Here is a 22,069-nt window from a genome sequence, read left to right as displayed (position 1 = left end):
GACGGAGCGCAACGTTACTCCGCCGCCTGCCGCGACAGGATTCGGTCGAGCGAGGGCGCGAGGCGCAGCAGTTCCTTGGTGTAGTCGTGCTGTGGTGCGGTGAACAGCGTCTCGGTCTCCGCCAGCTCGACAATCTCGCCCGACTTCATCACCGCGATGCGGTCGCACATCTGGCGAATGACCGCCAGATCGTGGCTGATGAACAGCATGGAGAGGCCAGCGAGGGCGCGCAGGTCCTTGAGGAGGTTGAGGAGCTGGGCCTGCACCGAGACGTCGAGCGCCGAGGTTGGCTCGTCGCAGATCAGGAGCGACGGGCGCGGGCCGAGTGCGCGGGCGATGGCGATGCGCTGGCGCTGGCCGCCCGAAAAGGCGTGCGAGAAGCGGCCGCCCGCATCCGCCGGCAATCCAACCGCTTCCAGCAGCGTCCTGGCGTCCTGCCGGGCCTCCTCCGCATTGGAGGCGAGCTTGTAGAACAGGATCGGCTCAGCGATGGCCGAGTTGATGCGCAAGCGCGGGTTGAGCGCCGAATACGGGTCCTGGAACACCATCTGCAGGGACTTGCGCACGGATTTCTCGCGTTTTGCGCCGAGCGCCGTGCCCTGAAAATCGATATTGCCGGAACTCTGAGTGACGAGGCCGGCAATGGTGTTGGCGACGGTCGTCTTGCCGCAGCCGGATTCGCCGACAAGGCCAAAAATCTCTCCGCGGCGCACGTCGAAAGAAACGCCTTTCACCGCGCGGAAGACGGAGGATTTGCGGCCGGGGATCAGCGACCGGCCACCATATTCAACGGCAAGATTCTTGACGGAGAGCATCACGTCGTCGCGGCTGCCCGTCTCGCTGCTCGTGCTCTTGGCGCGCACGGCGGCGCGCGCATCGAGCGTCACCTGCGTTTCCTCGCTCGGCACCGGCAGGCGTTCGAGCCGGTGTTCAATCGGCGGCACGGCGGCGATCAGCGTGCGGGCATAGGGGGCCTTGGGAGCGGTCAGCACCTCGCGGGCCGAGCCGCTTTCCACGACGGCACCGTTCTGCATGATGGTGACGCGGTCGGCGATTTCGGCGACGACACCCATATTGTGCGTGACGAGCAGCACGCCCACGCCGCGCTGGTCCGCGAGATCGCGGATCAGTTTCAGGATCTGCGCCTGCACGGAGACGTCGAGCGCCGTGGTCGGCTCGTCGGCGACGATCAATTGCGGGCTGCAGGCGAGCGCCGTCGCGATGACGACACGCTGGCGCTGGCCGCCGGAAAGCTGGTGCGGATAGGAGCCGAGCCGGCGTTCCGGTTCGGGAATGCCGACGGCCTTCATCAGCTCCAGCGCGCGGGCCTTCGCCTCGGCGCGGGAGAGTTTCAGGTGCGTCAGCATGCCTTCGCAGAGCTGGCTTTCCACGGTGAAGAGCGGGTTGAGGCTCGTCATCGGGTCCTGGAAGATCGCGCCGACGTCACGGCCGGGCACGATGCCCTCGGTGCGGCCGGTGCGCAGGTCGATCGGCTTGCCGGCGATCTCGATGGAGCCCGCGACGATCTTGCCGGGGGCCTGCAACAGGCCCATCAGCGCGTTGCCGACGGTGGTTTTTCCCGCGCCGGATTCGCCGACGAGGGCGTGGATCTCGCCGGGGCGGATCAGGAGGTCGATATCCTTGACGGCGACGAGCGTATCGCCGCTCGCCAGCGGATATTCGACGCGGAGTTTCTTGATGTCGAGGACGGGGGTCGTGTTCATCTCAGCGGGCCATCAGTTTCGGGTTGAAGCGATCGCGCAGATAGTCGCCGATGACATTGACGGCGAGCACGAGGACGACGAGGACGGCCGCCGGCATGACGGCGATCCACCAGAGGCCGGAGAACAGGAACTGGTTGCCGATGCGGATCAGCGTGCCGAGCGAGGGATAGGTCGGCGGCATGCCGGCGCCGAGGAAGGACAGCGTCGCTTCCGTCAGGATCGCGCCGGCGAGGTTGATCGTGGCGATGACCATGACCGAGCTCATGACGTTCGGCAGGATGTGGCGGCCCATGATGCGCCCGGAGGGCAGGCCGATGACCTTGGCGGCGCGCACGTAGTCGCGGGCGACTTCCACCATGGTGGAGGCGCGCACGGTGCGGGCGTATTGCACCCATTCGTTGACGGCGATGGAGAAGATCAGCACCAGCGGCGCCCAGGTCAGCATCGTCTCGGCGCTGAGCTGCGCGCGGGCGATGCCGCTGATCAGCAGCGCGACGAGGATGGTCGGGAAGCTGACGAGCACGTCGGCGATGCGCATCACCACATGGTCGACCATGCCGCCGAAGAAACCGGCGACGAGGCCGAGGATGACGCCGAGCGCGGCGGCGAACAGCACTGCGCCGAGGCCGATGACGACCGAGATTCTGAGGCCGAACAGGATGACCGAGACGAGGTCGCGGCCCTGGTTGTCGGTGCCGAGCAGGAAGCGCGGGTCGCCGCCGTCCATGAAGGCGGGCGGGATCTCCATGTCGATCAGCGAGTAGGAGGAAACGTCGCGCGGGTCCATCGGCGCGATCAGCGGGGCGAAAAGGACGAGCAGGAGCATGACGGCAAGCACCAGGCCGGCGATCATCACGGAAACCGGCGGCAGCCGGCGCATCAGGGATTGCGTGGCCATTATCGTGTCCTCAGGCGCGGATCGATGAAGGTGTAGAGGATGTCGACGATCATGTTGATCATGACGAAGAGGAAGCCGACGAAGAGCAGATAGGCCGCAAGAACAGGCACATCGGGATAGCCGACGGCATTGGTGAAGAGCAGGCCCATGCCCGGCCACTGGAACACCGTCTCGGTGACGATGGCAAACGCGATGAGCTGGCCGATCTGCAGGCCGGTGACGGTCACGACCGGCATCAGCGCGTTGCGCAGTGCCAGTCGCCCGTAGATATAGGCGCGCGGCAGGCCGCGGGCGAAGGCGAAGCGGATGTAATCCGACGACAGCACGTCGATCATCTCCGAGCGCACCAGCCGCATGATCAGCGTGAGCTGAAAGAGCGCCAGCGTGATCGACGGCAGGATCAGCGATTTCAGGCCCGAGAAGCTGAGGAAGCCCGTCTGCCAGAAGCCGAGGTCGACGAGATCGCCTCGGCCGGAGGATGGCAGCCAGCGCAGGTTGACGGCAAAGACCAGGATCAGCAGCAGGCCGGTGACGAAGGTGGGCATGGAAATGCCGACCAGCGTCGTCGCCTGGGTGAGACGGGACAGAACGGAATTGGGCTTGAGCGCGCAGAGCACACCCAGGGGAATGCCGACGGCGAGCGCCAGGAAGGTCGCCACGATCACAAGTTCCAGCGTTGCCGGCAGGCGGCTCATCAGCAGGCTTACGACGGGCTGCTGATAGCGGAAGCTCGTGCCGAGATCCCCTGTCAGCACCTGGCCGACGAAATCCATGAACTGCATCAGCACAGGCTTGTCGAGGCCGAGGGCCGCGCGCAGCGCGTCCTTTTCCGCCTGGGTCGCCCCTTCGCGCACCATGGAGGCAACGGGATCGCCGACGAAGCGGAACATGACGAAGGCGATAGCCGTCACGGCCAGCATGACAAGGACCGCCTGGAGCAGCCTCACCGAGAAAAGTCTGAGCATCGTTATAGTCCTTGCTAGGGAGCGCCTGCGCTCCACGGGCAATTGCGGCAAACGGCCGTAGCGGCCCGGCATCCGGAACGGCATCGAAACACGCCGGTGAACCGGCTCTTCGCCCCGCCTCCCCGCGCACCGTCTTGGCAGGCCGGGAGGATCAAACCAGTTTGCGAAATGGTCCCGGCCAACTTTCACCGGCCGGAACCATGCCTCGGGAGAATCCCGTTACTTCTTGACCTGCGCGAACCAGGGACGAACGTATTCGTCGGGGAACTGCGGCATGTCGACCTTGGTGCTCATCGCCCAGGCGACGGGCTGCTGGTGCAGCGGCAGATAGAGCACCTGGTCATGAGTGATGCGGAAGGCCTGCTTCAGCATGTCGACACGCTTGGCTTCGTCGAGTTCGACGGCCGCGGCATGCGCCAGCTTGTCAATCTCGGGATTGGACAACCCATCCGCATTGCTGCCGCCGAAGACCCCATCGTTGGTGGCCAGCAGGGACTGCAGCGGGCTGAAACCGTCCATTGGCGGCAGCGAGGCCCAGCCGAGCAGATAGGTATCGAACTCGCCCTTGTCGGTGCGCGGGAAATAGGTCGTCTTGCTCTCGACGCTGAGGTCCACCTGGACGCCGACCTTCGCCCACATGGAGGCAATCGCCAGGCAGATCTGCTCGTCGGCGATGTAGCGATCGTTCGGGCAGGCGAGCCCCGTCTTGAAGCCATCGGCATAGCCCGCCTCGGTGAGCAGCGCCTTGGCCTTGTCGATGTCGTAGGGCAGCGGCACGTCGATGGTTTCGTCATAGCCGGTGACGGCAGGGGCGACGAGCATGGCGGCGATACGCGACTTTCCGCGCATCAGGCGCTTCTGGATCGTGTTCATGTCGATGGCATGCCAGAGCGCCTGACGCACCCGCACGTCGAGCATCGGGTTGGGTTTTCCGGGGGCGGCATGAAGCTCTGGCCGGTAGCTGAAGACGAGGAAGATGGTGCGCAGCGACGGATTCTCGGCCACCTTCAGCCCGTCCGTGGCGGCGATGCGGTCGACATCCTGCAACGGCACCGGCGCGATCATGTCGACTTCACCGGACAGCAGCGCGGCAACACGCGTCGCATCGGAAGCGATCGGGCGGAACTCCACCTCGTCGAGATTGTGCTCGGGCTTGTCCCACCAGTCCTTGTTCACCTCGAAGACCGAGCGGGAATCCGGCTCGTAGCTCTTCAGCTTGAAGGCGCCCGTGCCGTTGGCGTGGTTGCTCGCATAGGTGACGACGCCCGTCGAGGCGTTGCCCGGCTTCAGCGCATCATGCTCCTCCATCCAGGGCTTGCTCATGATGTAGATGGCGGCGAGGTCGTTGAGAAGCAGCGGATAGGGGCCGCGCAGGATGAGATCGACGGTATAGTCGTCCACCTTCTCGACGCCGGTAACGGTGGAGAGATTTTCGCGGTTGCGTGCGCCGGGATCGATCTGACGCTGGATCGTCGCCACCACGTCGTCGGCATTGAAGGGCTGGCCTTCATGGAACTTCACACCCTGGCGCAGCTTGAAGCGCCAGCGCGTCGGCTCGATGACCTCCCAGGAGGTGGCGAGCGCCGGTTCCAGCTTCAGCTCCTTGTTCCGCCGCACCAGCGGGTCGAACACCATGTGGTGCACGCTCTGGGTAAAGCTGTCGACCTGCGCATTCGGGTCGTAGGAAATGACATCACCGGACGACGCCCAGCGTAGCGTCTCGGCAAGGGCAGGTACGGAAAGCGGCGCCAGCATGGCCAGCCCCGCCAGCAGGGTTTTCACATAGGTCTTCATGCGGATTCTCCCAGATTTGTATGCATACAACACTATTTTTGCATACGATCACTCCGAATATGACTGTACATAATGAAAATGGAATATCAAGATACCAGCGCTAGAATTTGCACACACTATATGCAAAAATTGTATCCAATTTAGGAGGATTTTGAGTGACCGACACATTGCTGATCAAAAATGGCGTGATCCTCGCCATGGATGCCGGCCGGAGAGTGCTGGAGGGGGCATCCCTGCTGGTGCGTGACGGACGGATCGCCGCCATCGGTGCGGATGTGCCTGCCATGCCGCCCGAAACGCCTTGCATCGACGCCGCCGGCATGGTTGTCATGCCGGGGCTGATCGACACCCATGCTCACGCCGGACACATGCTGACCAAGGGTCTGGGCGGGGATTCAGAAGACTGGATGACGATCACCGGCCGGGTCTACGCCGAGGCGACGGATGCGGAATTCTGGGCAGCGGAAGCAGCGCTTTCAGCCGCCGAACGCATCAAATGCGGCACGACCACCGCCGCTCTCCTCTTCGGCGGCGGGCCGGATATCATGCGCACCGAAGCGCCGGACGCCGCCAACGCGCATCTTGCCGTTATCGCCGAAATGGGACTGCGGGAAGTGCTGGCCATCGGCCCCAACCGGCTCTCGGCAAAGAGCATCTACCGAAAATACAACGCTAAATCGTATGACGAAATCGCTGTTTTACCGGATACACAACTGAAGGTGTGCACGGCCCTGATCGATGCCTGGGCCAGCCGCAATGACCGGGTACGGCTCGCCGTCTCGCTGCCGGTCTTCGATGCATGCGACCTCCAAGACCCCGCCGTGCGCGCCCTTTGCCTGAAGGCGCGCGACCTTGCCCGGGAAAAGGGCGTGCTCCTGGTGCAGGACGGCCACCGCGACGGCTCGATCGCGGCCAACGACGCCAGCCTCGACCTCTTCGACACCCGTTCGCTGCTCGCCCACTGCATCGACCTCACCGACGAGGACCGCGCCGTGCTGACGCGTACCGGTGCCAAGGTGGCGCACAATCCGAGCGCGCTGATGTCGGTTTCCGGCCGCTGCCCGGCGCCGGAGCTGATGGAGGACGGTGTCACCGTCTCGCTCGGTACCGATGCTGCAGCGCCCGACCGCTCCTTCGACATGTTCCGCAACATGTTCCAGGCGCACCGCTACCACGCCCGGCATTTTCGCGACGACGCCGTGCTGCCGCCGCAACAGCTTCTCGAAATGGCGACGATCGAGGGCGCCCGGGCGCTCAGCATGGAAGACGAGATCGGCTCGCTGGAGGTCGGCAAGCGCGCCGACATTCTCCTTGTCAACATGCGTCAGCCGCATCTCTGGCCGCCTACCGATCCGGTGCAGCGCCTCGCGCGCTTCGCCAACGGCGCGGATGTCGACACGACGATCGTTGCAGGCCGCATCCTGATGCGCGGGCGTAAGCTGGTGCAGGCCGACGAGGGCGCGATCCTCGACCGGGCGGAAAAGGCCTTTCGCCTGGCCATGCGCCGCGCCGGCCTCGCGTGAGCGCGAAAAGGAGAACGCCATGAGCAAAGACCTTCTCATCCGCAACGCCCGCCCCCTCGGCGGCGCACCGGTCGATCTCGTCATCCGCGACGGCCGCTTCAGCTCGCCCGGCGATCAGCCGCCGGCAGAGGTGATCGACGCCGCCGGTTTCATCGCGCTTCCCGGCCTCGTCGAAGCCCATACTCATCTCGACAAGACGCTGATCGGCATGGACTGGTTCGAGAACCGCATCGGCCCGAACCGCAACGACCGCATCCTCGCCGACCGCAAGGCCAAGCGCGACCTCGGCATCAACGCCCGCCGGCAATCCGCCCGCCAGGTTCTCCAGACACTGAAATACGGCGTGCTGCACATCCGCAGCCATATCGACGTCGATACGGAGATCGGCACCGCCAATATCGAGGGTGTCATCGAAACCCGCGAGGCGGTGCGCGATCTCGTGGACGTGCAGATCGTCGCCTTCCCGCAGAGCGGCATGCTGCCGCGCGCGGGCACGCTGGACCTGATGGACGCCGCGATGCGGGCCGGAGCCGATATCGTCGGCGGCATCGACCCCGCCACCATCGACCGCGATCCGGTGCGCCATCTCGGCGAAATTTTCGCCCTCGCGGAGCGTTACGGAAAGCCGATTGACATCCACCTGCACGAACCCGGCGATCTTGGCGCCTTCTGCCTCGAACTGATCGTCGAGCGGACGCGGGCGCTGGCCATGCAGGGCCGCGTCATGGTCAGCCACGCCTATTGCCTCGGCATGCTGGATCCGGCCCGCCAGCGCGCGCTGATCGAGGCAATGGCAGCGGAAAACATTTCTGTCATGACGGTCGGCAGCCCCACGGCGCCTGCCCTGCCGCTGCGCCTGATGCGCGAATGCGGCCTCACGACCGCCTCCGGCTCGGACGGCATCCAGGGTACCTGGGAGCCCTGGGGCAATGGCGACATGCTGGAACGGGCAAAATACCTCGCCCAGCGCAACGGCATGACCAACGATGCGGACCTAGCGGAAACGACGTGCATCTGCACCTTCGGCGGCGCTGAAGGCATCGGCCTTTCCGGCTACGGTTTTGCGAATGGCGATTTCGGTGACGTCGTGCTGGTTCCCGCCCGAACGCTCGCAGAAGCCGTGGCGCTGACGCCGCAAAAACGCACCGTCATCCGCCGTGGCCGCGTGCTCGTGCGGAACGGCGAGCCGGTCGCGGAACTTTCCAGCCTCTTCGCCCTATGACAGGCGGCCAGCCCGGGCGTTTTCACGGAATTCGCCCGGCGGCACGCCGAACTCGGCCTTGAAGACGCGGGAAAACTGCGTCTGGTCGCCGAAACCCCAGCGATAGGCGATCTCCGCTGCCGTCTCGACATTGTTCGGGTCTTCCAGCGCCTCCCGGCAAGCCATCAACCGCTGGTCACGGATCCAGCTCCGCACCGTCTGCCCCGTATCGCGGAAGAGTTCGTGCAGGTAGCGGGTGGAGATACCACAGGCCCGCGCGATACGCTCCGGATCCAGGCGAAAGTCCTGGAGATTGGCACGGACATACGCTTCGATGCGGGCGAGATGGGCGCCGCGCACGGTGGAATTGCCCGAGACCAGCACCCGGTCGTCCGCCTTGATCGCCAGAACGAGCAGGTCGACAAGCTGCCGGCCGACCGTGATACGCGCCTCCTGCGTCATGCCGTCGAAACGCGCCGGCAGGAGATGCAGCATGTCGGTGAAGAGGCCGCCCGCCCCGTTGTCCGCCTCGAATTGCAGGGTGCAGAAGCGATCGGGCGCGCGCATGCGGCCCGCCAGTGCGTCGCCCTCCACCTTCAGCACCCACATGTCCGCCGGCTCGGCATGGCTGAACTGGTAGGGCTCGCTGCTGCGCTCCAGGAAGAAGCCGCCGGGCGGGCATCTGATGTCCTTGCCGCACTGGGAGAAGAACACCTCCGCCTTGGCCGGCACCGTCACCAGAAACTCCTCGTCGCGCGCGGCGCGAAAATGATGCGGCAGGCGGTGGTATTGCAGGGCATCCGAGGTGAGCCGCGAGATCGAGACGTCGCCGAACTGCCAGGTCGTCAGGTCGCCGGAAAACCGGTCGGGATCACGGAAACGCAGGTCGAGCGGGAAATAGGCCGAGGCGATGGCCTCGTGCCAGTGCCGGCTGCGGTCCGGGGCGCGTGTCGCGCTTGTGGTGATGCTCGTCTTCATGCGGCTTCCCCTCTTCGGACAAAGGTACGCACAGGATTTCCGCCAGGCAACGAAAATGACAGCTTGTGCGCCCCAGCGCAATTTGTCGTTCCCGCACTGCAAAGACCGAAGCGGAAAACTCTGCCTAGATTGACCCCGGCTTCAACGGTGCGACAGATACCGGCGGCTTAAGGGAACAGTCACATCAGCACCTCCAACGGTTTCCAGGCCGTCGGTTCTCGCCCTCAACCAGCGTGAACACGATGAATCATACCCAGACTTCCAAGGTAGACCCGATCACCCTGTCGGTCGTGCGCGGCATGCTCGAGACGACCCAGCGTGAAATGACGCTCGCGCTCGAAAAGACGGCCCGCTCGTCGGTCTTCAACCTGGCACACGACTATTCGACGGCGCTGTTCAACGCCCGGCCGGAAATGATCCTGCAAGGCCAGGACATCCCGATCCATCTCGGCTCGCTCATTCCCGCCATGAAGGCGGTCGCCGCCTTCTTCGGCGACGACATCCACGAGGGCGATCTGTTCCTGCACAACGACCCGGCCTTCGGCGGCAGCCACGCCATCGACACCTGCATGTACAAGCCGGTCTTCTACAAGGGCGAACTCGTCTACTGGACCGTCTGCAAGGGCCATCTCACCGATATCGGCGGCCCCGTTCCGGCCGGCTACAACCCCAACGCCACGGAAATCTACGCCGAGTGCCTGCGCATTCCGCCGGTCAAAATCTGGGACCGCGGCACGCCGCGCCACGACGTGCTCAACATGATCCTCACCAACATGCGCGCCCGCCGCGACCAGGAGGGCGATTTCCGGGCACTGATCGGCGCCTGCCAAGTGGGTGAGCGCAACCTCATCGCCATGCTCGACAAATACGGCAAGGAACAGGTGGACGCCTGCGTCGACACGTTGCTCGACATGGCCGACCGGCACATGCGCGCGCTGATATCCACCGTGCCCGACGGCACCTACGAGGGGTCCGCGATCCTGGAAGATGCCGGCCACGGTTTCGGCGATTTCGAGATCAAGGCGACCGTGACGGTCACGGGCGATAGCTGCCACATCGCCATCGCGAGCCCGCCGCAGATCCCCTATTTCATCAACTCCTACGAGGGCAATTCCCATTCCGGCGTCTATCTCGGCCTGATGATGTTCGCCGCCCTGCCGCCACCCTACAACGAGGGCCTCTATCGCTGCGTCAGCCTCGATTTCGGGCCGAAGGGCACGCTCTGCAACGCGCAGGAACCCGCCCCGCACATGAATTGCACGACGACGCCGATGGAGACGCTGACCGACGCCGTGCGCCTCGCCTTCGAAAAGGCGATGCCCTCAAAAGTCTCCGCCTCCTGGGGCCATGCCAACGGCCTCAACATCGCCGGCCGCGATTCCCGCACCAACGAGGAATTCGTGACCATGGTGCTCGCCACCATCATCTCCGGCGGCGGCGCGACGCCCAAGCAGGACGGCTGGCACGCCGTCGGCCCGGAATGCTGCTTCGGCGCGCTCACCTCCGGCGACGTCGAACTGCTCGAATATTCCTACCCCATCGTCATCCACCGCTATTCGCTGATGACCGATTCCGGCGGCGCAGGAAAATTCCGCGGCGGCTCCGGCACCGCCTGGGAGGTGGAACCGCTCAACGGCGACATGCTGTGCATCGGTTTCGGCGAGGGCCGGCGCATTCCCGCCATGGGCGCGGCGGGCGCAAAATCGGCGATGGTCGACACCAAGGTCGGCCGCGTGGAGCTGCGCCGCGACGGCAAGGTCGAGGTCGAGCGCAAGAACATCATTGAAACCATCAAGCCGGGCCAGACCATCACCAACCTCAATCCGGGCGGCGGCGGCTACGGCAATCCCTTCGAGCGGCCGGTGGAGAAGGTCGTCTGGGACGTGCGCAACGGCCTCGTCTCCATCGAAGGTGCGCGCGCCGACTACGGCGTCGCCATCGCCAACCCGCAAACCCTCGCCGTCGATACCGCCGAGACCGCGCGGCTGCGCGCCAGCGCATAAAGAAAGATCCGACATGACCCTGCATTCCTATCGTCTCGGCATCGACGCCGGCGGCACCTTCACCGACTTCGTCATCGCCGACCGCGCCAGCGGAGAGGTAAAACTGTTCAAGGCGCTTTCCACGCCCACCGACCCGACCAAGGCCATCGAAAACGGCCTCGGCCTCATCGCCGCCGATCTCAGGAAGCCGATCGAGGAGATCATCGCGAGCTGCGATCTCTGCATCAACGGCACGACGGTCGGCCTCAACGCGCTGATCACCCATCGCGGCGGCAAGACGGGGCTGATCTGCACCGCAGGCCACGAGGATTCCATCGAAATCCGCAACGGTCACAAGGAAGACGGTTTCCGCTACGACCCGGATTATCCGGCGGCGACCATGCTCGTGCCGCGTTATCTGCGCCGCGGCGTGCGCGAGCGCATTCTCTCCGACGGCTCCGTGCGCACGCCGCTGCACGAGGAGGACGTACGCGAGGCCTGCCGCCTGTTCCTGAAAGAGGGCGTCGAGACCGTCGCCATCTCCTTCGTCTGGTCGGTGCTCGACCCGAGCCACGAGCGGCGCGCGGCAAAAATCGTGCGCGAGATGATGCCGGACGCCATCCTGACGGTCGGCGGCGAGCTCTACCCGCAGGTACGCGAATACACCCGCACCTCCACCGCCGTCACCAATGCCTACTTGGCACCCGTCATGCGCCGCTACGTCGCCGCCGTCGATGCCTATTTCCGCAAACTCGGCGCCAAGCAGCCGGTGCGCTATTTCCAGTCGAACGGCGGCCTTGCGATCGGCCAGGTGATGACCGACCGCTCCGTCTATGCCATCAATTCCGGCCCGGCCTCCGCGCCGCAGGCGGGTCTTTATGCCGGGGCGCCCTTCGACCAGAAGAACGTCATCACCGTCGACATGGGCGGCACCTCCTTCGACATCACGCTGACGCGCAACGGCCAGACCAACCTCAACAAGAACATCGACTTCCTGCGCTACCGCATCGGCGTGCCGATGATCCAGGTGGAGACGCTGGGCGCCGGCGGCGGCTCCATCGGCTGGATCGACCCGCTCGGCCTGTTGCAGGTCGGCCCGCAGTCGGCCGGCTCCGAGCCCGGCCCCGCCTGCTACGGCCGCGGCGGCACCGAGCCGACCACCTCCGACGCCAATCTCGTGCTCGGCTACCTCAACCCCGAGGGTCTGCTCGGCGGCAAGCTGCCGCTCGACATCGAGAAGGCGCGCGCCGCGGTGGCGCGGGTCGCCGAACCGCTCGGCATCTCCGTCGAACAGGCCGCCTACGGCATGTTCGCCATCGTCAACAACAGCATGGTCAACGGCATCCGCCGCGTCTCCGTCGAACGCGGCTACGATCCGCGCGATTTCGTGCTGGTGGGCGCGGGCGGCGCGACGGCAGCGCATATCACGGCGCTCGCAAGCGAGATGGGCATCGACACGATCATCCTGCCGAAACTCGCCTCCGGCCTTTGCGCCTTCGGCCAGATCATCTCCGACGTCAAATACAACTATATGGCCCCGGCCCCGGTGCGCCTCGACAATGCCGCCGCCTACCAGCGCATCGACAGCCTGTTCCACGAGATCGAGGAGAAGGGCGTTTCGCATTTGAAGGCCGACGGTTTTGCCGACGACGCGATCGCCATCAAGCGCTCGATCGACATGCGCTATGTTGGCCAGGTGCATGAATGCACGGTCGATATCGGCACCTTCCCGATCGACGGGACGACGATCGAGAAGGTCAAGGACGCCTTCCACGCCCGTCACGAGGAACTCTACACCTATGCCGAACGCCACAGTGCGGTCGAGGTGGTGAATCTCGAATCCACCGTCTACGGCCTCATCGAAAAGGTCCGTCCGCCGAAACTCGCCGAAGGCGGCGAGGCGAAAGCGGCCCTGAAAGGCTACCGCGAGGCGATCTTCGACCAATCCGGCAAGGCGACGTCCACGCCGATCTATGACGGCGCGAAGTTCGGCGCGGGCGCCCGCATCGAGGGACCGGCGATCATTGAGGAGGTGACGACGACCATCGTGATCGAGCCCGGCTGGACGAGCGTGCTGCATGAAAGTGGCAGCTACCTGCTGACCCGCACCTAATCGGCCCTGGGCGGTTGCGCCAGCGGAGCCGCCCGAAACGTCCCGTTGCAAAGCGCCTTCTGGTTTATGGCGGCCATGCATCAAAAAAACAGAAGGCGCTTTGCATACACGCCAATGAAACCGCAAATGCGTTTTGCGAGATACGCCTAAACGTCTGTATAATCGGCGGTTTTTACGGCCATGGCAGCAAATGAACAGTTCTGATTTTCAGATGCAAAGCATGCAAAAATAGAATTTTTCAAAAGGAGGCAATCGGCCTAGCGTTGGCTGGTCAAAGAGGACATGCGTGGGGAGGAGCAATGCACGCACCAATGTCGATGACGCTTCTCCGAGGTCCCTGATCCCCTTCGCATCGGCAATCCGAAGCCGGCGGATCAGACCCAAGCACCTCGCCACCAGACAGATACGCACCCAATCGCCCGCCCGGCTGACACTGTCGCCGGTCGAACCGCATCACCTGCAACAATCGAGGGGAACAAGATGGCAGGCAATGTATCGGCCACCGAAGCCGACAATTCGGATTTTTCCAACGTGGCGGTCCCGCCGCACGCGCGCATGCCGAAAGGCGCCTTGACCATGGCCTGGTGGGCCGTGTGCAGCGCCGTCTTCTATATCGTCGTCGGCGCGGCAATGGCGCTCAATTTCGGCACGCGCAACGCCATCATCGGCATCGTGCTGTCGGTCATCGCCTATGGCGTCGTCAATGCGGTGCTGAGCCGCTTCGCCATCCGCACCGGGCTTTCCGTCGCGCTGTTCTCGCGCGTCCTCTTCGGCAATGTCGGGGCGGGGCTCGCAACGCTGATCTTCTGCGCCACGGCGATCTACTACGCCGTCTTCGAGGGCTCGGTCATCGCCGTCGGCATCAACACCGTCATGCCGTCGATCTCCTATCCCGTCGCGGCGCTCATCGTCGTGCTCTACAGCGTGCCCCTGATCTTCGGCAGCATCCAGACCTGGCTCGACAAGTTCAACGGCGTGCTCCTGCCCTTCTACATCCTCGGCCTCGTGGTCGCCGTCGCGCTCGCCATCGGCGAATACGGCTACAGCGACAAATGGCTGAACCTCGGCCCGGAAACCGGCGAACCGGCCGGCGGCTGGTGGTCCTGCTTCGTCTACTACATGGGCGTCTGGGTGCTGATGATGTTCACCTTCGACTATGCCCGCTTCGGACGCCAGGAAGACGCCGGCTATCACGCCTGGTTCAACTTCGGCACGCCCTTCTACGCCGTCGCCTTCCTGGTGAGCGGCCTCTTCGGCATGTTCATGATCGGCACCGTGCCGGATCTCGGCGCGCTCTCGGAGGTCAGCGTGCTGCTGGCGCTCTTGAAGCTTATGGGCATCTGGGGCCTCGCCTTCGTCTGGGTCACGCAGACACGCATCAACACGGCGAACTACTACCTCGCCGCCGTCAACCTCGAAGCGCTGGTGCAGCTCTTCGGCCGCCTGCCCTTCGGCCGCGTCGGCTGGGCGATCGCGGTCGGCGTCATCGTCTATCTCCTGATGCTCGCCGACGTCTTCTCCTACCTGCTCCAGGCCCTCGCCTACCAGGGCATCTTCGTCGTCGCCTGGGTCGCCGTCGCCATGGCGCACATCCTGATCGACCGCTACAGCACGCTGGTGGGTCCGGCCATCGAATACCGCTCCAGCCATGTGCCGGCCTTCAATCCGCTCGGTATCAGCGCCTGGTTCGTCGCCGCCGCGGTCGGCATCGCGCTCCATGTCTGGGGCGGCGCCTATGCGGAACTCTCGGCACCCGCGACCGCGGTCCTTGCCTTCTCCATCTATGCCGTGGGGCTGATGCAGGCGCGCCGTTCCTGGTTCCTCGTGGCGGGCTGAGCCCGCTGGCCGTGCCCCCAGCTCGGGGCACGGTCTACCCGCTCAGGCGATCACGACTTCCGTCCCGGCGGCCGCCAGCGCCTCGGCGATCGAGGCCGGCGGCTCCTGTTCCGTCACCAGCCGGTCCAGCGCAGACCAGGGCGCGACCTCGAAAATGCCGTGCTTGCCGAATTTCGAAGCATCCGCCAGCACGGTGACCGCCTCCGCGCGCTCGATCATGGTCTGCGCCACCTCCGTTACCTGCGCGTCGAAGTCCATGACCGAATGCTGATCCACCGCCCCGACGGTGAGAAAGGCGTGGCGCGCGCGGAACTTCCGCACCTGCTCGACAGCGAACTGCCCGAGCGTCTCCCCCGCGTCCGCGCCATAGGCTCCGCCGAGCAGGAAGACCTTGTGATCGGCATTGGCCGAAACCGTCGCGGCGATCTTCCAGGAATTGGTGATGACGACCAGCGCCGGCAGGTCGACGAGCGCCTCCGCCAGGATCAGCGTCGTAGTGCCCGTGTCGATGAACACCGAATCCCCCGGCGCAAGCAGCCGGGCGGCGGCATAGGCGATCCGTCGTTTTGCGGTGAGGTTTTCCGCCATGCGCAGCGCGAAGGGTCCCTCCACGGCCGGCTCGACCGATGGCGTGGAGCGAACCCGCGCGCCGCCATGGAATTTCTTCAGGCGCCCCATCGCATCGAGGTTCGAGAGATCGCGCCGGATGGTTTCCCGGGAGGCGGAGAGCGTCTGGGCCAGCTCATCGACACCGATTTCCCCAGCCTTGTGCACCAGCCGCACAATTTTTTCGTGGCGATCCGCAGGCCTCACAATGGTCCTTTCCGGCAACGGTTTTCGAATGCAAAGCCACTCGTTTGCTATGCTTTCCCGTTGTAGCGCGATGATCGGTCAAGTCAATGACCGGAAAGAGACCGATCGGTCAAAACCTGAGGTTTTCACTCTTGCACAGCGCGCGCTGAAAATCAGGGCTTCCCGTCACGTTGAGTCCGAACCGGCTCGCAATCCCGCTTTACATTCGGTCAAACGTTAAATACCGTTCAGTCAATCATTGACCGAACGGGAGAAATGTCAGTGCCCCTTCCCCCCGCCATCAGCGGATCATTCGACATCGCGATCATCGGCGCAGGCGTCGTGGGCTGTGCGGTCGCCCGGCGGTTTGCGCTGGCCGGTGCGAAGGTCGTGCTTATCGAGAAGGGAACGGACATTCTCTCCGGAGCGTCCAAGGCGAACAGCGCGATCCTGCATACGGGCTTCGACGCCCCGCCCGGCAGCCTCGAGCTCGATCTGGTCCGCGCGGGCCGGCGGGAGTATCTCGCGATCCGCGACACGCTGAACCTGCCCCTCGTCACCACAACGGCCTTCGTCTGCGCCTGGAACAGCCTCGAGGCCGACAAGCTGGCCGCCATCGACGCCCAGGCGCACGAAAACGGCATCACGGATGTCGTGCTCCGCTCAGGCGCCGAAGCGCGCGCCGCAATGCCGACGCTGTCGGAACGCCTTGCCGGCGCCCTCGAAGTGCCGGGCGAACATGTCATCGATCCCTGGTCGGCGCCGCTCGCCTATCTCACGCAGGCCGTTTCGCTCGGCGCGATCTTCCTGCGCGGCGCGGAACTTCTCAAAGGCGCGTTCGACGGGAGCTGGTGGCTGGAAACGTCGGCCGGCATCATCGAGGCGGGCAGCGTGGTCAATACGGCCGGCCTCTACGGCGATATCGTCGATAGCCGCCTCGGCTTCGAAGCGGCCTTCCGCATCAAGCCGCGCAAGGGCCAGTTCGTCGTGCTCGACAAGGCCGCCGCGCGCCATGTCCCCCGCATCATCCTGCCGGTCCCGACGGAAATCACCAAGGGCATCGTCGTCTGTCCCACCGCCTTCGGCAACGTGCTCGTCGGCCCGACGGCGGAGGAGCAGGAGGACCGGGTGCGCGCCACGGTCGAGACGGAAACGCTCGACGCCCTCTTGCGCCGCGCGGCGGAAATCGTGCCCGCCCTTGCCGGTATTCCGGTGACGGCGGTCTATGCCGGGCTACGCCCCGCCAGCGAGGAAAAGGGCTATCGGGTTTTCGTGCGGCCCGACAAGCGCGCCATCACGCTCGGCGGCATCCGCTCGACAGGCCTCAGCTCTGCTCTTGGCCTCGCGCAGCATGCCCTGAAGCTGTATTCGGATTTTGCCGGTGATTTTGCACACCCTTCCGAGGTTCCGCCGGTCTCAGTCCCCAATCTGGCCGAATGCCGGGAGCGCGACTGGCAACGCCCCGACCATGGCGAGATCGTCTGTCACTGCGAGCTGGTCACGCGCCGCGAGATCGAGGCGACCTTCGACAGCCCCGTCCCGCCCGGCGATTTCGGCGGCCTGCGCCGGCGCACGCGCGCCGGCATGGGGCGCTGCCAGGGCTTCTACTGCAATGCACGCCTTGCCGAGATGACCCGCGGAAAGCTTGCGACACCACTGGCCAGCGAAACGGGGGAGAGCCGATGAGCCCGTTCGACGCGGATGTCATCGTCATCGGCGGCGGCCCCTCAGGCGTCGCGGCAGCCATCGAGATGTGCAAGCGCGGCGCCGGGCGGGTCACCCTGCTCGACCGTGAGCCGGCACTCGGTGGCGCAACCCGCCACTGCAGCCATTCCCCCTTTGGCATGCTGGAATTCGGCCGCGTCTATTTCGGGGCGGCCTATGGCCGCAAACTCGAACGGGAAGCCGCCACGGCCGGCGTCGATATCCGCACGGGCCATTCCGTCGTGCGGCTGGAAGAGGGTGGGGCCGTCACGGTCACCTCGGGCCGCGGCGTCGAGACCCTCCGTGCAAGACGCATCCTGGTGACGACCGGCGCGCGCGAAAAGCCACGCTCTGCGCGCCTGCTCTCCGGCGACCGGCCGATCGGCGTCATCACCACGGGCACGCTCCAGGCCTACATCGCCTTCCACGGCCTCGTGCCGTTCCGCCGCCCGCTCATCGTCGGCTCCGAACTCGTCTCTTTGTCGGCCGTGCTGACCTGCCTCTCCCACGGGGCAAGGCCCGTCGCGATGATAGAGCCGCGCTCCCATGCCCTTGCCCGGCCCCCCCTGAACTGGTTTCCCACACTGGTCGGCGTGCCGTTCCATCGCGGTACCGACGTCGTCGACATCATCGGGCGCGATCGCGTCGAGGCCGTCACCATCCGCCGGAACGGTGAGCTCGAAACCCTCGCCTGTGACGGCGTACTGCTGACGGGACAGTTCACGCCGGAATCGGCGCTGTTCCTGCAGTCTTCTATCGGGGTCGATACCGGCAGCGCCGGCCCGGCGGTCGATCAATATGGACGCGCGCGCGATCCGCTGCATTTTGCTGCCGGCAACGTGCTGCGCGCGGTCGAGACCGGCGGCTGGGCCTATCGCGAAGGCCGCGCAATCGGGCGCTCGTTGGCTGCGGATATCGGCCGCGACCCGGAGGCGGCACAACCGGTTGCCGTCACCTTCGACGATCCGGTCAAGCTCGTCGTGCCGAACATCCTGCGCCGTGCGGCCTCTCTGCCTGCGGCATTCCGGGACTTCCAGCTGCGCTTCCTGCGCCGCGCGAAGGGCCGCCTGTCGCTTGAACTGGAGGGGCGCGAAGTGTGGCACGCCAGCGGCACCTGGATGCCCGAGCGGCGCGTCCTCGTGCCCATTCCGGCGGCGGCGCCGCAGGCGCAGCACGTCCATTTTCGTTTCAGGGAGGAATCATAATGCGGGTAGCCGCCATAGATCAGGGCACGACGTCCACCCGCTGCCTCGTCGTCGAGGATGGCGGGGCCTGGACGGTCGCCGGCACGCGCCGCCATGCGCAGCACCATCCGGCACCCGGCTGGGTGGAGCACGATCCGGAGGAACTGCTGCGCAACATCGAGGCCGTGCTGGAGGGCGCCGGGCCGGTGGATGCGATCGGCATTTCCAACCAGGGCGAAAGCTGCCTTGCCTGGGACGCAGAGACCGGAAAGGCCCTCTCTCCTGTCATCGTCTGGCAGGATGCGCGGACGGCGGACGACCTTGCCGCCCTGCCGCCTGCCGCGGAGGAACGCTCCAAGAGCGTCTGCGGCCTGCCGCTCGATCCCTATTTCTCCGCCAGCAAACTCGCCTGGCTGGTCAAGAACATCCCGGCGGTCTCCACCGCGCTTCAGGCCGGCCGCCTGCGGCTCGGCACGACGGACGCCTTCTTCCTCGACCGGCTGTGCGGCACGTTCCGTACGGATCTGGCAACCGCCTCGCGCACGGGCCTCATTGATCTTGCCACCGGCAGCTGGAGCGAGGAGATGTGCGACCTGCACGGCGTCCCTCGGCACTGCCTTCCCGATATCGCCGCCGTCAACGAGACCTTCGGGACCATCGGCGGAACGCCCGTCAAGGTCTCGATCGTCGACCAGCAGGCCGCCCTTTACGGCCACGATTGCCGCAAGCCCGGTGATTGCAAGATCACCTTCGGCACCGGCGCCTTCCTTTTGTCCGTCACCGGAGACAGGCGTCCGCCCGCTTCAGACCTTCTGCCGACCATTGCCTGGCATCGTAAGGGCGAAGCGCCGACCTTCGCCGTCGAAGGCGGCGTCTACGATGCCGGCTCGGCGCTCGAATGGGCGCGCAATATCGGCCTCTTCTCGGCAATGGAGGAGCTCGGCAGCTTCGAGGGGCCGTCGGCCCTCAGCCGCGGCATCGTTTTCGTGCCGGCGCTTTCCGGCCTTGCCGCCCCCTACTGGGACCGCCAGGCTGCGCCACTCTTCATCGGCATGGACCATGCAACGGACCGACGGGACATGGTTCGCGCGGTGCTGGAGGGCATCGCGATGCTGACGGTGGGCCTCATCGAGGCCGCCGCGCAGGTCGTCCCGCTCGGTGAAAGCATCTCCATCGACGGCGGCCTGTCGCAGAGCAGCTATTTCGCCCAGTTCCTCGCCTCGGCGAGCAGGCGGTCGATCACCGTGCCGCCGATGCACGAGCTGACAGCGCTCGGCCTTGCCGAACTCTGCGGCGTCGACGTCAGCGGCGCCCGCAAGGCGGCGCAGACCTTCACGCCGGATGCTTCCGTCAGCACGGCCGAGCATGCGCGCTTCGCGCGCGCCATCGAGAGGGCTCGAGCCTGGCGTCAGTGACGCCCTCGACCACAGACAGACCATTTCCGGAGCTTAGAACATGCGAAAGATCTTTCTCGCATGCCCCTACGGGCATGCCGACAAAACGGTCGTGGAACAGCGTTTCACGCTGTCGAACGCCGTGGCCGCCCGCATCGTGCGGGGCGGCGGCGCCGTCTTCAGCCAGGTGTCGATGTCCCATCCGATCAACGGCCACCTTGCCGATCTCGACAAGGCGGGCATCGGCAAGCTCTGGGGGCCGGTCGATGCCGTTTTCATGGAGGCGATGGACGAGCTGATCGTCATCGATACCGACGGCTGGAAAGAAAGCGCCGGCGTCGCGCGCGAGATCGATTTCTTCAAGCAACGCAACCGCCGCGTCAGCCTCTGGAGCGAGGCCGAGGGCGACTTTCCCGCATGACTTGACCGCATACCAAACCTGAAACAGGAGGGGAACCATGAGCAAGAACACCACGGGACGGCCCGCGCCATCCCATCACGCAAGCCAGCACGACACGCTGAAGCGTGACGTCACCGCCTTTCAATCCTTCGCCGTCGCCTTCGGCTTCGTCTCGATCGCGACCGGCATCTTCACCGCCTACGGCGCCATGCTCTCGACATCGGGACCGATGGGCATCTGGACCTGGCCGGTGGTTGTCGTCGGCCAGCTGATGGTCGCTCTCATCCTCGGCTCGCTCGCCGCACGCATTCCGGTGACCGGCTACGTTTACCAGTGGACGTCGCGCATCTCCAATCCGGTCTTCGGCTGGATCATGGGCTGGATCAGCTTCACCTTCCTTGCCATCGTGCTCTGCGCGGTGGACTACACCATTGCCTCCACCGTGCTGCCGGTCCTCTTCGGCTACGAGGGCACGACCATGAACGCCTGGTGGATCACCAGCCTCGTCATCGTCGCCCAGGCCGTGATGATCGCCTTCTCCACGAAGTTCACCCAGCGCTTCAACGCGGTCGCCGTCACCATCCAGCTCGTCGGCATGATCGGGCTCGTCGTGCTGCTCTTTGCGGTCGGCGCCATCAACAACGAACTCGACTTCGCCAATTTGACGAGCACGGGCACGATCGGCGCGGAAGGCTATTATGCCTTCGGCGAACTGACCAAGGCGGGCCCGTGGATCATGGGCACGCTGCTCGGCGCCTTCACCATCGTCGGTTTCGAATCGGCGGCAAACCTTGCCGAGGAAACCCGCGAACCGGCGCGTGTCGTGCCGAAGGCGATGTGGCAGGCGGTTCTCAGCCTCGGCATCATCGGCATGCTGTTCCTCATCGCCGTCACCGCCCTTCTCGGCGATCCGACAGCACTCGGTGCCTCTGCAACGCCGATCGCGGATGTCATCACACGCGTGCTCGGCCCTATCGTCGGCAATTTCCTGCTGGTTCTGGTGGTCATCTCCATCTTCTCCTGCGGCCTCGTCATCCTTCTCAGCGGCACACGCCTCGTCTGGGCCATGTCACGCGACGAGCGCTTCCCGGGGTGGCAGCTCTGGCACAAGATCAGCCCGACCCTGCACACGCCGGTCAACGCGACCATCTTCGTCGCCGTCATCGGGCAGGTCATCCTCGCGCTGTTCTCGCAGCAGACCGATGCACTGTTCTCGCTGTTCTCCGCCGCAACGCTGCTGCCGGCGATCATCTATGCGGTGACCGTGCTGATGTATGCGGCCAAGCGCCACCAGCTGCCGCCGAGCCAGGGCTTCACGCTCGGCGCCTGGGAGGTTCCGGTGCTCGTCCTCGCCATCGCCTGGCTTGCCTTCGAACTGGCGATCTTCCGCGACGCCTCCTTCGCAAAGCCGTGGTCCTATGTCGCGATCATGTTCGCCATCGGCGCCGTCTACCTCGGCTACCTGCTCGTCTCGCGCGGCGGCGCCAACGGCCTGAAGATGCCCGACCTCATCGCCATCGACAGCATCCTCGATGCCGATCGCGGCGCGGAATACAAGTCTGCCCCGGCAGAATAGCCGCG

At 65.3% G+C, this 22,069-nt stretch carries 16 protein-coding genes; 10 read left to right on the top strand and 6 right to left on the bottom strand.

The features are described from left to right. Window positions 1-14: 14 nt before the first annotated feature. The 4 genes from P9A16_RS15445 to P9A16_RS15430 form a co-directional block, all read right to left on the bottom strand. Window positions 15-1,724 (bottom strand): dipeptide ABC transporter ATP-binding protein, encoded by a 1,710-nt coding sequence (locus P9A16_RS15445; RefSeq protein ID WP_024271198.1) that lies wholly within the window; start codon window positions 1,722-1,724, stop codon window positions 15-17. 1 nt (window position 1,725) lies between these two features. Continuing rightward, window positions 1,726-2,622: an ABC transporter permease gene (locus P9A16_RS15440; RefSeq protein ID WP_023515893.1), complete on the bottom strand. Its 897-nt coding sequence runs from the start codon at window positions 2,620-2,622 to the stop codon at window positions 1,726-1,728. Beyond that, window positions 2,622-3,587, bottom strand: coding sequence for an ABC transporter permease (locus tag P9A16_RS15435; RefSeq protein ID WP_023515892.1), 966 nt, complete (start codon window positions 3,585-3,587; stop codon window positions 2,622-2,624). Before P9A16_RS15435 ends, P9A16_RS15440 begins: the two co-directional genes overlap by 1 nt. A gap of 219 nt (window positions 3,588-3,806) precedes the next feature. Next, complete coding sequence (locus P9A16_RS15430) at window positions 3,807-5,381, bottom strand: ABC transporter substrate-binding protein (RefSeq protein WP_023515891.1); 1,575 nt, start codon at window positions 5,379-5,381, stop codon at window positions 3,807-3,809. A gap of 155 nt (window positions 5,382-5,536) precedes the next feature. Between P9A16_RS15430 and P9A16_RS15425 the strand changes: the two genes are divergently transcribed. Beyond that, window positions 5,537-6,904, top strand: coding sequence for an amidohydrolase family protein (locus tag P9A16_RS15425; protein WP_278025752.1), 1,368 nt, complete (start codon window positions 5,537-5,539; stop codon window positions 6,902-6,904). Window positions 6,905-6,923: 19 nt separating this feature from the next. Continuing rightward, a complete protein-coding gene (locus P9A16_RS15420) occupies window positions 6,924-8,126 on the top strand; it encodes an amidohydrolase (protein ID WP_024271199.1) in 1,203 nt (400 codons plus the stop codon). Here the strand turns inward: P9A16_RS15420 and P9A16_RS15415 are convergent. Further along, a complete protein-coding gene (locus P9A16_RS15415; RefSeq protein ID WP_023516173.1) occupies window positions 8,121-9,083 on the bottom strand; it encodes a helix-turn-helix domain-containing protein in 963 nt (320 codons plus the stop codon). The genes P9A16_RS15420 and P9A16_RS15415 overlap by 6 nt on opposite strands. A 242-nt stretch (window positions 9,084-9,325) precedes the next feature. Between P9A16_RS15415 and capB the strand changes: the two genes are divergently transcribed. The 3 genes from capB (at window position 9,326) to P9A16_RS15400 (ending at window position 15,014) form a co-directional block, all read left to right on the top strand. Beyond that, on the top strand, window positions 9,326-11,086 hold the full coding sequence (gene capB, locus P9A16_RS15410) for a caprolactamase subunit beta (protein ID WP_024271200.1): 1,761 nt from the start codon (window positions 9,326-9,328) through the stop codon (window positions 11,084-11,086). A 13-nt stretch (window positions 11,087-11,099) separates the two neighbouring features. Next, entirely contained in the window at window positions 11,100-13,178 is a 2,079-nt protein-coding gene (gene capA / locus P9A16_RS15405; protein WP_023513788.1) for a caprolactamase subunit alpha, read from the top strand. A 480-nt stretch (window positions 13,179-13,658) separates the two neighbouring features. After that, the gene (locus tag P9A16_RS15400) at window positions 13,659-15,014 is read left to right on the top strand and encodes a purine-cytosine permease family protein (RefSeq protein WP_023513789.1); all 1,356 of its coding nucleotides are present in this window, start codon (window positions 13,659-13,661) and stop codon (window positions 15,012-15,014) included. 42 nt (window positions 15,015-15,056) lie between these two features. On the opposite strand, the gene P9A16_RS15395 is transcribed toward P9A16_RS15400, so the two are convergent. Continuing rightward, entirely contained in the window at window positions 15,057-15,827 is a 771-nt protein-coding gene (locus P9A16_RS15395; RefSeq protein WP_023512121.1) for a DeoR/GlpR family DNA-binding transcription regulator, read from the bottom strand. 237 nt (window positions 15,828-16,064) lie between these two features. Between P9A16_RS15395 and P9A16_RS15390 the strand changes: the two genes are divergently transcribed. Genes P9A16_RS15390 through P9A16_RS15370 form a run of 5 tightly spaced genes read left to right on the top strand, consistent with a single transcriptional unit; the run spans window position 16,065 to window position 22,064 of the window. Further along, on the top strand, window positions 16,065-17,492 hold the full coding sequence (locus P9A16_RS15390) for an NAD(P)/FAD-dependent oxidoreductase (protein ID WP_336314306.1): 1,428 nt from the start codon (window positions 16,065-16,067) through the stop codon (window positions 17,490-17,492). Continuing rightward, window positions 17,489-18,715, top strand: coding sequence for an NAD(P)/FAD-dependent oxidoreductase (locus P9A16_RS15385; RefSeq protein ID WP_024271201.1), 1,227 nt, complete (start codon window positions 17,489-17,491; stop codon window positions 18,713-18,715). Before P9A16_RS15390 ends, P9A16_RS15385 begins: the two co-directional genes overlap by 4 nt. Beyond that, window positions 18,715-20,109, top strand: coding sequence for an FGGY family carbohydrate kinase (locus tag P9A16_RS15380; protein ID WP_023513345.1), 1,395 nt, complete (start codon window positions 18,715-18,717; stop codon window positions 20,107-20,109). The genes P9A16_RS15385 and P9A16_RS15380 overlap by 1 nt, the downstream gene beginning before the upstream one ends. A 40-nt stretch (window positions 20,110-20,149) precedes the next feature. Continuing rightward, a complete protein-coding gene (locus tag P9A16_RS15375; protein ID WP_023513344.1) occupies window positions 20,150-20,509 on the top strand; it encodes a DUF1937 family protein in 360 nt (119 codons plus the stop codon). 37 nt (window positions 20,510-20,546) lie between these two features. Continuing rightward, window positions 20,547-22,064 carry an amino acid permease gene (locus P9A16_RS15370; protein WP_023513343.1) on the top strand — a complete coding sequence of 506 codons (1,518 nt, stop codon included), beginning with the start codon at window positions 20,547-20,549 and terminating at the stop codon, window positions 22,062-22,064. Window positions 22,065-22,069 lie beyond the last annotated feature (5 nt).

The organism is Shinella sp. 838, assembly GCF_029623935.1.
GTDB lineage: Bacteria > Pseudomonadota > Alphaproteobacteria > Rhizobiales > Rhizobiaceae > Shinella.
The sequence above is the reverse complement of the archived record's forward strand: the minus strand, read 5'-3'. Positions and strand labels throughout refer to the sequence as shown.